The organism is Pseudomonas sp. RAC1 (assembly GCF_030658255.1).
Lineage (GTDB): Bacteria > Pseudomonadota > Gammaproteobacteria > Pseudomonadales > Pseudomonadaceae > Aquipseudomonas > Aquipseudomonas boreofloridensis.
This window is the reverse complement of record NZ_JAUTXS020000038.1, coordinates 542794-555170: the sequence shown is the minus strand read 5'-3', so window position 1 is coordinate 555170 and position 12377 is coordinate 542794. Positions and strand designations below refer to the sequence as shown.

Here is a 12377-nt window from a genome sequence, read left to right as displayed (position 1 = left end):
TGCTCACCGCCCGCAGTCGGCGCATGACCTTAGATCTTGCCGACCAGGTCCAGCGAAGGTGCCAGGGTGGCCTCGCCTTCTTTCCACTTGGCCGGGCAGACTTCGCCTGGGTGAGCGGCTACGTACTGGGCAGCCTTGACCTTGCGCAGCAGCTCGGTCGCATCGCGGCCAACACCGCCATCGTTCAGCTCGACGATTTTGATCTGGCCTTCCGGGTTGATGACGAAAGTACCGCGATCGGCCAGACCGGCTTCTTCGATCAGCACATCGAAGTTGCGCGAGATAAGGTGGGTCGGGTCACCGATCAGCGGATACTGGATCTTGCCGATGGTGTCCGAAGTGTCGTGCCAGGCCTTGTGGGTGAAGTGGGTGTCAGTCGATACGCCGTAGATTTCCACGCCCAGCTTCTGGAACTCGGCGTAGTTGTCGGCGAGGTCACCCAGCTCGGTCGGGCAGACAAAGGTGAAGTCGGCTGGGTAGAAGAATACAACGGACCATTTGCCCTTGAGGTCGGCTTCGCTGACCTGCACAAACTCGCCCTTGTGGTAGGCAGTGGCGTTGAACGGCTTGACCTGGCTGTTGATGATTGGCATGGAAACGCTCCTTCGAGGGTTGATTAACTGGGGTGTGTAACGTTCGATGGGGTTAATCCTATCCAATGGTCTGAGCGATAGCTCATTGGCAAAGCTCATATTGATGATTGGTTTTGGCTATAAGCTGTCGATTCGATAGCGTGATCCTGACTATGAATCGGCATGAGCGGCGACACAGCGGGCATCACTTCCATCGCTCACTTCCAGCCAGCAAGAGGCTTCGGCGCCAGTGCCCCAAGAAACCCGGACCCGCCCCTGCTCGTCCGGCAAGCGAATATGCAGTCGGCTGCCCTGCCCAACCAGGCCCACTTCCACACCCTCTGCATCGAATACCTGAGCCCCGAATGGCAACACGTTGCCATGCCCGTCGCGAGCCTCCAGCACACGCAAACGGCCACTGCGCGTCGGGTAGCTCAGCAAGGTCGCGGCGCCCGAGCGGGGAATGACCGACTGGCCGCTGACCTGCAACTCGACGTCCCGAGACATGCCTTGGGGGTCGAGCTCGACGGTGTTGACGCTATAGGGACTCAATGACGGCACCACCGCAAAGCCTCGGGCGTCGAGCCGTACACTGGGATGCTGCTGAATAGCCGCAGCATGGGCATGGGGGGCATGAACGATCGCGAAGCTTTCACCCAACGACTGCGACAGCATCACACCACCCGCATGGCCCACCACGGCGCCACGTGCACCGAGCGCTAGCTGCCGCGACCCCGGGTGTTGCGCCAATGCCGCCGTCCACTCTCCAGCCGAACTGCGGTGCAGCAGGTTGGCATCCAGGCCCGCCCCACCTCCAGCACCTGCCTGTTGCGTAGCGGACAGTCCATAGCCCCACTGCCCCGCCTCCCCGGCAGTGGCACTCCAGCGCAGGTTGCTGGTTCCTCGACCCTCGGAGTCCCGATTCAAGCTGCTGCTCAGCGAACCTCGCCGCTGCTCGCCAAGCGGCAGGCTCATCGTCAGCCTCAGCGCATTCGATTGGCCGCCGATACCCCGGTACTCGCGCGCGAGCGTCAGACCGTAGGAGAGCGATCCCAGATGATGGTGATAACCCACGCTGTACTCGCTGTTGCTCGCAGTATCCGCCCAGCGCTCACCGCCGCTGGCGCTCAGGCTCAGACGCCCCACACCGGGCAGGCGCTGATGAATGCCCAGCGCTGCACGCCATCGCTGGCTCATGCCTGGACGGCCGGAGCCAGCAGCCCGCGCGAATTCGTTGAAAGTGGAGTAATGCGCGTTATGGCGCTGGGTAAGGCTGGCACTCAGGTCCGTGGCAGTCGGCGCGATGCGCTGGCGCCAGTTCAGGCGTAGCGCTTGCCCCTGGACTGGGCGGCGACGCGCTGCAGCACTGCGCGCATGATAGCCGGTCAAACCAAAGGCACCGACAGGGCTGTTGATCGCGGCACCCAACGCGCCGGCCTGATAGCCTTCAGCTATCCAGGCACCGCCATGCACGCTGAAAACGTTGTTCAGGCCCTGCTGCCAACTGCCTTGAACATGACCCGGGCCAGTACGCCCCACATCGTCGCGCCATACACCTGCACTGAAATCCAGACGGCTGGCGCCTTCACGCAACGCCAGTGGCGCGGCTTGATAGGGCACGGTGAATCGTCGCACGCTGCCGTCAGATTCGCGCAGGGTTACCTCGAGGTCGTCGTTCAGGCCACTGGCAGGTAGGTCGTCCACCTCGAACGGCCCTGGGGGGACCGTCGTTTCGTGCAGCAGTGCGCCCCGCTGACGGATGCTCAGCAGCGCCGTACCGTTGGCCGCACCTCGCACCACCGGAGCGAAGCCGCGCTTCGACCTGGGCAGCATGCGCTCATCGCTGGAAAGACTCACGCCACGCAGGGGGCTACTGTCGAAGACCTCCCCTGCCGCATAACTGTCGCCCAGCGTAACCTGAGCCCGCCACATCGGTATGTCGTGCCGCACCGACGTCGCCCCCGCGCGGTAGTGCGCCGCGCCACCCGCGCTCGCACGGGCACTGCCCTCGTGACGCCAGTACCAGGATCCCGTATTCAAACCGAGGTGCAGGCCAAGGTAGCCTTGTCGGCTGCGCTGGCCATGGCGAAGGTCGTGCTGTTCGTGGACATTGAATCGATAGTCGACAAAGCCCGCGGTCACACCCGGGTCCCAGGTTTCCACCGGCAGGTGATCCTGGGGCTGGCGTCGCAAAGCCGACTGAGCGATATCCAGGCTCAACCGCAGGGCGCCAAAATCCAGGTCTTCACTGGCGAGCAGCATGAGCGAAGACAGCGCCACGCAACTGCCCGCCTGCGCCAACGCCTCGAGCGGGCGAGGCGCCAGCTGGGTCATGTCCAGCCCCAGGCTGTCGAGTAGCGCCTGGTCGTAACACGGCACGGCCTGGCCTGACGGATCGAAGACCCTCAGGGAAATGGCGCGACGCCCGACCCATTGTTGATTGAGCAAGACGTCCAGGGTGTAGTCGCCTTCGGGCACCCCAGCGCTGATCTGATAGCGGCTCACATCCAGGGTGCTGCCACCGCGCAGAAGCCCCGCGTCGAATTCCACCGCAGCACCGAGTTCGGCCACCATGCCTGTGACACTCAGAAGCCAGCGCCATCTGCCTGCTGTCCAGGCGCGTCTAACCTTCATGGCCGCGCTGCAGCGCTGCAGAGGCAGGTCGCGCAGCACCGAAGTCGTCCAGGTATTCGTAGCGGACCTCAGTGATCGAGGCCGGACGCTGCGTTTGTTGAGACAGAACGAAGCGCGCCTTGCCATAGGGCGGGACGTGCCCTGCTAGAGCCGCCTGAACAGCGTTCGCGTCGGCAGCTTCCAGTTTGCCGAGATTGACATGGTAGGGCGTAGGATTGTTCGCCTGCAGCGCCCAACCCTCAGTGCTGCGGACCACGTTCCAGGTCACCTGTTCATGGGCCTCTGCAGGCTTGCCAGACAAGCCCTGCGGCCGATAAAACAACTTGATACGGCTGCGCAGGGAGATCTGCAGGCTATTGGTGCCGCCGCCTTTGGGCGGGACGTCGAGCACATTGAGCCAGTACAGGCTCTCGCGGTCGTGCGGCATCTCTCGGCCATCGTGGAAAATCCTGAGACTCTGCTGCTTGGCCGGATCCAGACGAAACAGCGCCGGCGCCAGGCTGAACGGGCCCTGCAACTCACCCTGCGCATCCTCCGACCCACCTTCGTCGACCCACGCTTGTACCAGTGACGGCTGGCGCCCTTCATTACTCACCCTGACGGTGACCTCAGGCGCCCCGGCCGTAAAGATGACGCGGGTGGTAGCGATCACTACGCTGGCGCTAGCCTGCACACTGGCGAGACACGCAACCAGAAGCGCCACCCGCACGAGAACGCTGCGTGAAAACGTCATGACTTAAAACTCGATGTCGGAAAACGGGACGCCCCACAAGTGGACGGTCCCGCAGGAGGGTCTTAGAGGTAGTCCAGCGAGTAGCGAACGCGGGAGCTGACAGCCCCCGGCGTCGTATTGCCAGTCGAGTAATACTGGACGAAGTAGCTCAAGGTCGCGTTTCCGTCCACGATGTCGACGACCTGGGAATTCTGATTGCCCTTGACCGCCGCCAGGTCCATCACACCCTTGCTGCTGTTGAGCAACTGCAGTTCGACGTTGCTGCTACCGCCAGCATCAACGATCAACCGCCCTTGATCACTGATGCTTGGACCAGGCTCGAAATAGGTCGACACCCTGCCCAGGTGGCTGCAGCCGCTCAGTTGCAGTGCGAACGCCGTCTGCCCCTCGACATCCCCTGGGCGGACCAGCTTGGCAGCGTTGACGTCTGGCAGGGTAACCGGCAGGTTGCCATTGCCGCCGTTGACGGTGCAGGTTGGCGCCAACACCCGTCCCTGAAAGCTGATTTCGCCATGGTCGGCGTGGGCGCTCCCCATTACCAGCAGCGAACCGCAGAGCCCCATCACACTTTGAGTCAACCTATTCATGTGTTCTTCCTGAAAAGAACGGCGAGGCTTATGCCGAGCCGGCGCCTGATGCGACGCCGCCACAGTATCGGCAAGAACAGATAGAGGCTCTGTCAGTGATAGGAAGGAAATCCTCTGGAGACCACCATGCCAGCCGTAGGATTCAATGCCTCCGGCTGACAGATGTGCTTACCGAATTGCAGTGCGCATGGTCACGAACTCTTCGGCGGCCGTGGGGTGCACACCAATGGTTTCGTCGAACTGCTGCTTGGTGGCCCCTGCCTTGAGCGCGACACCCAGCCCCTGGATGATCTCGCCCGCATCAGGACCGACCATGTGGCAACCCAGGACCTTGTCGGTATCGGCATCCACCACCAACTTCATCAGGGTCTTTTCCTGCACATCGGTGAGCGTCAGCTTCATGGCGCGGAAGCGGCTTTCGAATATCTGCACCTTGTGCCCCGCTTGCAGCGCTTGTTCTTCGGTCAGCCCCACGGTACCGATCGGTGGTTGGCTGAACACGGCCGTTGGAATGTTCTGGTAATCCACCGCACGGTATTGCTCAGGCTTGAACAGATGACGCGCCACGGCCATGCCTTCTGCCAGGGCGACCGGCGTGAGCTGCACGCGACCGATCACATCGCCCAGCGCGAAAATCGAAGCCTCGGTGGTACGGTAGTGATCGTCGACGCGTATGTAACCGCGCTCGTCCAGCTCCACGCCGGTCGTTTCCAGTCCGAGGTCATCGAGCATCGGACGCCTCCCGGTGGCGTAGAAGATGCAGTCGGCGATCCGTTCACTGCCATCCTTGAGCGTCGCCTTGAGGCTGCCGTCGGCCTGCTGGTCGATGCGTTGGATGTCCGTATTGAATTGCAGGTCCATGCCGCGCTTCTCCAGTTCCTCCTTCAGATGGGTGCGAACCGACCCATCGAAGCCGCGCAGGAACAGGTCGCCCCGATACAACAAGGAAGTGTCGGCGCCCAGACCCTGGAAGATGCCGGCGAACTCCACCGCGATATAGCCCCCACCGACCACCAGCACCCGACGCGGCAGCTCCTTGAGGTAAAACGCCTCGTTGGAGGTAATCGCCAGTTCCTTGCCAGGAATATCCGGCACGTGCGGCCAACCACCGGTGGCGATGAGGATGTTCGCGGCACTGTAGCGTTGGCCATCGACCTCCACCTCATGGGCACCGGTAATGCGCGCATGCCCCTGCAGCAACGTGACGCCGCTATTGACCAGCAGATTGCGGTAGATGCCGTTGAGCCGCTCGATTTCACGGTTCTTGTTGGCGATCAACGTGCCCCAGTCGAAATGCCCTTCTTCGAGGGTCCAGCCATAGCCGGACGCCTGCTCCATTTCATCGGCGACATGGGCACCGTACACCAGTAGTTTCTTCGGCACACAACCGACGTTGACGCAGGTGCCGCCCAGGTATCGGCTCTCGGCCACCGCCACCTTGGCGCCGAAGCCTGCGGCGAAACGCGCAGCGCGCACGCCACCGGAACCGGCACCAATCACGAACAGATCAAAATCGTAGGCCACTTTCCGTACTCCATGAAAAAAGCTGCAAGTTTCAAGCGGCAAGCTGCAAGAAAAGGCAGCTCGGCTTGCAACTTGCAGCTCGTGACTTACAGCTTATAGCTTATTGCTCAGTAAGCCTTGCCGGTCTTGTAGTAGTGCTCGAAGCAGTAATTGGTGGCGTCGATGTAGCCTTCGGCGCCGCCGCAGTCGAAGCGCTGACCCTTGAACTTGTAGGCGATGACGCAACCGGAGCGTGCCTGCTCCATCAGCGCGTCGGTGATCTGGATCTCACCGCCTTTGCCAGGCTCAGTGTTGGCGATGATGTCGAAGATGTCCGGCGTGAGAATGTATCGACCGATAATCGCCAGGTTGGATGGCGCGTCTTCGGGCTTGGGCTTCTCGACCATGTTGGTCACGCGGAAGATGTCGTCGCGGATCATGTCACCCGCGATCACGCCATACTTGTTGGTTTCCTGCGGATCGACTTCCTGGATGGCCACGATCGAGCAGCGGAACTGGTTGTACAACTTGACCATCTGGGTCAGCACGCCATCGCCTGTGGGGTTGACGCACAGGTCATCGGCCAGCACAACGGCGAAAGGTTCGTCGCCGATCAGCGGGCGACCGGTGAGAATGGCATGGCCCAGGCCTTTCATTTCGGTCTGGCGGGTGTAGGAGAACGAGCACTCGTCCAGCAGACGACGGATGCCGACCAGGTACTTCTCCTTGTCGGTACCCTTGATCTGGTTTTCCAGCTCATAGCTGATGTCGAAGTGGTCTTCCAAGGCACGCTTGCCGCGGCCGGTGACGATCGAAATCTCGTTCAGGCCGGCGTCCAGCGCCTCCTCCACGCCGTACTGGATCAGTGGCTTGTTGACCACCGGCAGCATTTCCTTGGGCATGGCTTTGGTAGCAGGCAGGAAGCGAGTGCCGTAACCGGCTGCCGGGAACAAGCATTTTTTGATCATAAACATCCTTAGATGAAGGCTAGGCCTGTGGTATTCGGCGCAGTCTAATCAGGCGGCAGTCACCTTACAATGCCCGACCACTGGCCGACCGATGCCATGATAGAGATAACCCAGGGAGGATAGTTCCGATGGATCATAAATATTGCGCCCATCGAACAGCACCGGCATGCGCATCAGGCCACGGATACGGCGAAAGTCCGGCTGGCGGAACTGCTTCCACTCGGTGACCAAGACCAACGCGTCGGCCCCCTCGGCGCACGTATAAGGGTCTTCGACCAGCGTCAGTTGTCCGCTGGAAACAGCCTGCGCGTAGAGCGCTGCCACACTGGCCAACGCCGCAGGATCGCATGCCTGGACCCGCACACCGGCGTCCAGCAAAGCCTCCAGCAGCACAAGACTCGGTGCCTCGCGCACATCATCTGTTCCCGGCTTGAAGGCCAATCCCCAGACAGCGACACGGCGCCCGCGCAAGAAGCCGCCGAAGTGCTGTTCCAGCGCCTTGAACAACAAGGTCTTCTGCTGGGCGTTGCGCGCCTGCACGGCACGCAGGATGGTCGGCTGATAACCCTGCTGCTCGGCTGTGTGAATCAGCGCGCGCACATCCTTGGGAAAGCACGAGCCGCCATAACCGCAGCCGGCATAAATGAAATCGCTGCCGATGCGCGGATCACTGCCTATACCGCGACGCACCTGCTCGATATCCACCTCCAACTGCGCGCACAATCCAGCCAATTCGTTGATGAAGGAAATCTTGCTGGCGAGAAAGGCATTGGCCGCGTATTTGCTGAACTCTGCCGCACGCGGGCTCATGCACAGCACGCGCTCGCGGTTACGCACAAAAGGCGCGTAGAGACGTTGCAGCCGTTCGCGAGCCACCGGGCTGTCGCTGCCCAGGATGATCCGATCAGGGCGCATGAAGTCCTCGACGGCGCTGCCCTCCTTGAGAAATTCAGGATTGCTGGCCACCTCCACTGCAAACGCCACTGCGCGCTCGCGCAAACCGCTGCCGATCTGCGCGGCGATGCGCTCTACCGTACCCACTGGCGATGTCGACTTGTTCACCACCAGACACGGGCGCGGCAATTGCCGACCCAGGCTTTCAGCCACGGCCAGCACATGCTGCAGATCGGCCGAGCCGTCCTCCTGACTCGGCGTACCGACGGCGATGAACACCACCTCGGCGCGCGCCAGCGCCTGCTCCCAATCTTCAGTGAAACTCAGCAGCCCACTGTGTCGGCCCTCCTGCAGCAGCGCGGCCAAGCCTGGCTCGTAGATCGGGCACTGACCCTGGCGCAGCCGCGCCAGGCGTGCAAGGTCGCGCTCCAGGCAAACCACGCGATTGCCCATCTGGGCAAAGCACGCAGCGGTGACCAATCCGACATATCCCGCCCCGATCACACACAGTTCCATGGCCGCGCCCCTTCATAGCAGAGGCGGTCATTGCAACCTGTGAACCGTTGCAGGGCGGTGACACCAGCGCGACAGACCAGTGACAGCGCTCAAACGACAACGTCAGCGCCCGATTCCCTGCCCGAGCACGACACCCTCCACCTTTTGGCCATAGAGGTTGACGCCGTCGTTGGCGTGAAACTTCAGACGCGTCTTTTCAATGGAGCCTTCCACCAGACGCGGATCCTGCGGACGCTCATGACGGTTGATCCACGCAGCCACGTCCCAGGCCTGCTGATCGCTGAGGCTACCGGGCTTACCCAACGGCATGTTGTACTTGATGAACGAGGCGGCGGTGTTGATCCGGTGCATGCCCGCGCCCCAGTTGTATGAGTCGGCTCCCCACAACGGCGGCATCACATAATCGTCGGCCACCTTCTGCCCTTCGCCCTGGTCGCCGTGGCAGATCGCACATTGCTCGCGGTAGACCTGCTGGCCACGAGCGAAGTCATAGCCGCCGGCCGGTTGCGGCACCTCGGGGTAGCCGCGCCCTGGGGTTTCGATGGCGGTGCGGGTGCCGGTCGCCAACCAATAGGAGTACACGCTGAGGGCGGTCATCTGCGGGCTGTCCGCCGCCGGCGGGCGACCATTCATGCTGAACTGGAAGCATCCCTGGATGCGCTCGGCATACGTATTGACCTTGTCATTTTTCTTGCGATAGGCCGGATACATCGGGTACGCCCCCCACAGCGGCGCAGAGTGAGCCATGCGCCCCTGATCGAGGTGACAGCTACTGCAGTTCATGCCATTGCCGACCGCCTCGGGCATCAGCCGACGGGTATCGACGAACAAGGCATGACCCTGCCGAACCATTTTCCCGAAAGCGTTATCCGGGAGGTCGCTTTCTGCAGGTGGCGCAAAGTGCGCAGCGGCCTGGCCGTCGGGCACCGTGAGCTGGCTTTGATCTTCCATGGCAATGGGCGCGGCCTGAAGGCTGCCAGCACTGAGCAGCAAGGCGGTCATCAGCGTTCTCATGGCGTGACCTCCTGGCGTGGCGCCTGGGCGAAGTAATCGGCCACTGCCGTGACCTCGGCGTCGGTCATAGCCTTCGCAACACCGACCATCAACTCATTGGGATCATTGCGGCGCGCGCCGTCACGCCAAGCGTTGAGCTGGGCAATCAAGTAAATCGCCGGCTGACCTGCCAGCGGCGGAAAATGCTCGCCCACCCCCACACCACCGGGGCCGTGGCATTGCACGCAGCCAGGGATCTGGCGACTCCAATCGCCGTACAGCGCCAGACGTTCGGTGGCATCGGCCGCGATCTGCTGACGGCGTTTGCCAGGCGCGACGTCATCGGGCTGTGCGGCCAACCACGTGCTGACTGCCGTGCGCTCTTCAGCGCTCAATGCGCTGGCCAGCGGCGTCATCACAGGCTGTTGGCGGCTACCGCTTGCGAAGTCGTCAAGCTGCTTGCGCAGATAGGCGGCTGGCAATCCTGCCAGGCGCGGAAAACCGGCGGCAGCGATGCCCTTGGCATCGGCGCCATGGCAACCGAGACAGGCCATGGCGGCGGGGTTCTGCCCGCCTTGGGAGAAGATTTTCTGGCCATCGGCGGCGTAAGCCGCGGGCCAGGTCAAGACCAGCACACTGCCGATCATGAGACGACTCATCGGGTTCATCAGGGACACTCCATTTCCTTGTTATAAGCTTAGTCTTAAAAGACATAAGGAAATGGATAGTAGTCAGCTCCCGCCAAACCGAACAATGTCCTTACTCAATCTGCGGCTTTTCGCTGCAGGTTATGCGCGAAATTGTTGAGCTGGATCAAGAACCCGAGATGCAAGCCGTCGCTGCAGTGCGCACATCGCCCAGGCGCAGCGGGAAATTGTTCAACCGTTCATGCACCTTGATCGAGCTGCCACTGCCTCGTTTGTCGATATCGAACAGTGCCGCCGGACCGACACCGGCCGTGAGTTTCTGCGGCACGATCAGACGCAAGCCATCGCCGCGCACTTCCTCGACCAGTGGATCACGCGTCTCGCTCAACTTGTCCTTGATGCAGTCAGCGTACTCGCGCGGTGTCTTCCCAGAGATCACGTCCATCGTCTCGCGCGACTCCTCCAGTTCCGACACGCTCACGCAACCGCCCAGCACCAGTGCCGCAGCCAGCATCGTCCACTTCATCGACCACCTCTGTGCCATTCAAAGAACAGCTTCGACCGTATTGCGGCGGTTTTGCTCCCCGACCTGTCACTTTTATCCTGCAGGCGCATGTCGAGCCCGGCAGCCGGGTGGGACATCGTGGTATCTTGGCGGTTTTGCAGAAACGACCTTGCGGGGCCCTCCATGAAATTCATACACCAGCGCGAGCACCTGAATGAAGACGATATCGTCGTCATCGAATGCTCCCAGCGTTGCAACATTCGCCTGATGAACGACGCCAACTTCCGCAGCTTCAAGAACGGCGGTCGTCACACCTATCATGGCGGGCTGTTCGATCGTTTCCCGGCGAAGATCTCGGTGCCCAGCACCGGATTCTGGAACATCACGCTCGATGCGGTGACTACCCGGCCGATCTCGGTGACGCGCAAGCCGGCCTTTACCCACAAGATCAAGATCATCCGTCGTTCCTCGTCGAAACTTGGATAAGCCCTCATGACCCAGAACATCAAGTACGTCATCAAATACAAGCTCGACGGTGAGCGGCGCTGGGACTTCGCGGTGATGCCCGATGCCTCCGAAGAACAGGCGTTGCAAGCGCTGCGCAAGATTCACGGCGACGATACGCAGAAAATCAGCGATATCCAGGTCAGCAAAGCCCTGTAGAACCCTCGCAAGGAGCGCCGCCGCATGAGCACTTGGTCAGACCGCCGCATCCTCGACCTGCTGAACATCGAGCAGCCCATCCTTCAGGCACCCATGGCGGGGGCAGGCGGATCGGCGCTGGCCATTGCAGTGGGGAATGCCGGCGGCCTGGGCGCCCTGCCCTGCGCCATGCTCGGCGTCGAACAGATCCGTGACGAGGTGGCGGCTTTTCGAGCGTCCTGCCATGGACCGCTGAACCTCAACTTCTTCTGCCATCGGCCGCCTGAGCCGGATGCCGCTCGCCAAGCGCGCTGGAAGCAAGCCCTCAGGCCCTACTACGATGAAGTCGGCGCCGACTTCGAGGCACCCACGCCGGTGTCCAGCCGCGCGCCCTTCGACGAGCAGGGATGCCAACTCATCGAGCAATTGCGTCCGCAGGTGGTGAGCTTTCATTTCGGTCTGCCCGAGCCTGCCTTGCTGCAGCGGATAAAGGCCAGCGGCGCGCGCGTGCTGTCCAGCGCGACCACGGTCGAGGAAGCGATCTGGCTAGAGCAGCGCGGCTGCGATGCGATCATTGCAATGGGCTATGAAGCCGGCGGTCATCGCGCGATGTTCCTGAGCGAGGACATCAGCAGTCAGATTGGCACACTCGCCCTGGTACCGCAGGTGGCCGACGCGGTGCAGGTGCCGGTGATCGCAGCCGGCGGCATCGCCGATGCGCGGGGTCTGGTCGCCGCACTGGCCTTGGGGGCTTCGGCCGTGCAGATCGGCACGGCCTATCTCTTCACGCCACAAGCCAAGGTCTCGCCCGCCCACCGCCAGGCGTTGAGCAGTGCCCAGGCCAGTGAAACCGCGCTGACCAACCTGTTCACCGGACGCCCAGCCCGTGGTATCGGCACGCGCCTGATGCGCGAACTGGGGCCGATGAGCGATCTGGCGCCGCGCTTCCCCCTTGCCGGCGGTGCCTTGATGCCGCTGCGCGCCATCACCGAGGCCCAAGGCCGCAGCGACTTCAGCAACTTGTGGGCTGGCCAGGCGTTGCGTCTGGGTAACCCCATGGATGCAGGCGACCTCACCCGTACGATTGCCCAAGGCGCACTCGCTCGCTTGCGCTGAGCGCATCGCCGCTTCCCATCGACACTGCGTAAAGGGCCCAACGGGGCCCTCTATCCGCCCGAGGCCA

Annotated in this window: 13 protein-coding genes; 3 read left to right on the top strand and 10 right to left on the bottom strand. The window is 62.2% G+C overall.

Translation table 11 applies throughout. The annotated features are described in order from the left end of the window. Nucleotides 1–29: 29 nt before the first annotated feature. The 10 genes from ahpC to Q7C30_RS19785 all read right to left on the bottom strand — a co-directional run bounded on the left by ahpC (nt 30) and on the right by Q7C30_RS19785 (nt 10573). On the bottom strand, nt 30–593 hold the full coding sequence (gene ahpC, locus Q7C30_RS19830) for an alkyl hydroperoxide reductase subunit C (RefSeq protein ID WP_029612316.1): 564 nt from the start codon (nt 591–593) through the stop codon (nt 30–32). A gap of 150 nt (nt 594–743) precedes the next feature. Then, nucleotides 744–3146 (bottom strand): fimbria/pilus outer membrane usher protein, encoded by a 2403-nt coding sequence (locus tag Q7C30_RS19825; RefSeq protein WP_317872482.1) that lies wholly within the window; start codon nt 3144–3146, stop codon nt 744–746. A gap of 49 nt (nt 3147–3195) precedes the next feature. Beyond that, complete coding sequence (locus tag Q7C30_RS19820) at nt 3196–3939, bottom strand: molecular chaperone (protein ID WP_317872481.1); 744 nt, start codon at nt 3937–3939, stop codon at nt 3196–3198. 62 nt (nt 3940–4001) lie between these two features. Further along, nucleotides 4002–4526, bottom strand: coding sequence for a fimbrial protein (locus tag Q7C30_RS19815; RefSeq protein ID WP_317872480.1), 525 nt, complete (start codon nt 4524–4526; stop codon nt 4002–4004). A gap of 168 nt (nt 4527–4694) precedes the next feature. Then, nucleotides 4695–6050 (bottom strand): glutathione-disulfide reductase, encoded by a 1356-nt coding sequence (gene gorA, locus Q7C30_RS19810; protein WP_304482550.1) that lies wholly within the window; start codon nt 6048–6050, stop codon nt 4695–4697. 107 nt (nt 6051–6157) lie between these two features. Then, nucleotides 6158–6997 carry a UTP--glucose-1-phosphate uridylyltransferase GalU gene (gene galU, locus Q7C30_RS19805; RefSeq protein ID WP_039578479.1) on the bottom strand — a complete coding sequence of 280 codons (840 nt, stop codon included), beginning with the start codon at nt 6995–6997 and terminating at the stop codon, nt 6158–6160. Nucleotides 6998–7045: 48 nt separating this feature from the next. After that, complete coding sequence (locus tag Q7C30_RS19800; RefSeq protein WP_317872479.1) at nt 7046–8407, bottom strand: UDP-glucose/GDP-mannose dehydrogenase family protein; 1362 nt, start codon at nt 8405–8407, stop codon at nt 7046–7048. 102 nt (nt 8408–8509) lie between these two features. After that, on the bottom strand, nt 8510–9421 hold the full coding sequence (locus tag Q7C30_RS19795) for a c-type cytochrome (RefSeq protein WP_317872478.1): 912 nt from the start codon (nt 9419–9421) through the stop codon (nt 8510–8512). Then, on the bottom strand, nt 9418–10068 hold the full coding sequence (locus Q7C30_RS19790) for a c-type cytochrome (RefSeq protein ID WP_317872477.1): 651 nt from the start codon (nt 10066–10068) through the stop codon (nt 9418–9420). Before Q7C30_RS19790 ends, Q7C30_RS19795 begins: the two co-directional genes overlap by 4 nt. Nucleotides 10069–10213: 145 nt before the next feature. Beyond that, nucleotides 10214–10573, bottom strand: coding sequence for a hypothetical protein (locus tag Q7C30_RS19785; RefSeq protein WP_029612323.1), 360 nt, complete (start codon nt 10571–10573; stop codon nt 10214–10216). Nucleotides 10574–10735: 162 nt separating this feature from the next. On the opposite strand from Q7C30_RS19785, the gene Q7C30_RS19780 reads away from it, so the two are divergent. The 3 genes from Q7C30_RS19780 to Q7C30_RS19770 are packed head-to-tail and all read left to right on the top strand — an operon-like array spanning nt 10736 to nt 12310. Beyond that, on the top strand, nt 10736–11038 hold the full coding sequence (locus tag Q7C30_RS19780; protein WP_029612324.1) for a DUF1883 domain-containing protein: 303 nt from the start codon (nt 10736–10738) through the stop codon (nt 11036–11038). Nucleotides 11039–11044: 6 nt separating this feature from the next. Next, entirely contained in the window at nt 11045–11215 is a 171-nt protein-coding gene (locus tag Q7C30_RS19775; protein WP_162889541.1) for a hypothetical protein, read from the top strand. Nucleotides 11216–11239: 24 nt separating this feature from the next. Beyond that, complete coding sequence (locus tag Q7C30_RS19770; protein ID WP_295482735.1) at nt 11240–12310, top strand: nitronate monooxygenase; 1071 nt, start codon at nt 11240–11242, stop codon at nt 12308–12310. Nucleotides 12311–12377 lie beyond the last annotated feature (67 nt).

Bases quoted from the DNA above. Each gene is read 5' to 3' on its own strand.
- ahpC (WP_029612316.1), bottom strand. From the start codon at position 593: ATGCCAATCATCAACAGCCAGGTCAAGCCGTTCAACGCCACTGCCTAC.
- Q7C30_RS19825 (WP_317872482.1), bottom strand. From the start codon at position 3,146: ATGGTGGCCGAACTCGGTGCTGCGGTGGAATTCGACGCGGGGCTTCTG.
- Q7C30_RS19820 (WP_317872481.1), bottom strand. From the start codon at position 3,939: ATGACGTTTTCACGCAGCGTTCTCGTGCGGGTGGCGCTTCTGGTTGCG.
- Q7C30_RS19815 (WP_317872480.1), bottom strand. From the start codon at position 4,526: ATGAATAGGTTGACTCAAAGTGTGATGGGGCTCTGCGGTTCGCTGCTG.
- galU (WP_039578479.1), bottom strand. From the start codon at position 6,997: ATGATCAAAAAATGCTTGTTCCCGGCAGCCGGTTACGGCACTCGCTTC.
- Q7C30_RS19800 (WP_317872479.1), bottom strand. From the start codon at position 8,407: ATGGAACTGTGTGTGATCGGGGCGGGATATGTCGGATTGGTCACCGCT.
- Q7C30_RS19795 (WP_317872478.1), bottom strand. From the start codon at position 9,421: ATGAGAACGCTGATGACCGCCTTGCTGCTCAGTGCTGGCAGCCTTCAG.
- Q7C30_RS19790 (WP_317872477.1), bottom strand. From the start codon at position 10,068: ATGAACCCGATGAGTCGTCTCATGATCGGCAGTGTGCTGGTCTTGACC.
- Q7C30_RS19785 (WP_029612323.1), bottom strand. From the start codon at position 10,573: ATGAAGTGGACGATGCTGGCTGCGGCACTGGTGCTGGGCGGTTGCGTG.
- Q7C30_RS19780 (WP_029612324.1), top strand. From the start codon at position 10,736: ATGAAATTCATACACCAGCGCGAGCACCTGAATGAAGACGATATCGTC.
- Q7C30_RS19775 (WP_162889541.1), top strand. From the start codon at position 11,045: ATGACCCAGAACATCAAGTACGTCATCAAATACAAGCTCGACGGTGAG.
- Q7C30_RS19770 (WP_295482735.1), top strand. From the start codon at position 11,240: ATGAGCACTTGGTCAGACCGCCGCATCCTCGACCTGCTGAACATCGAG.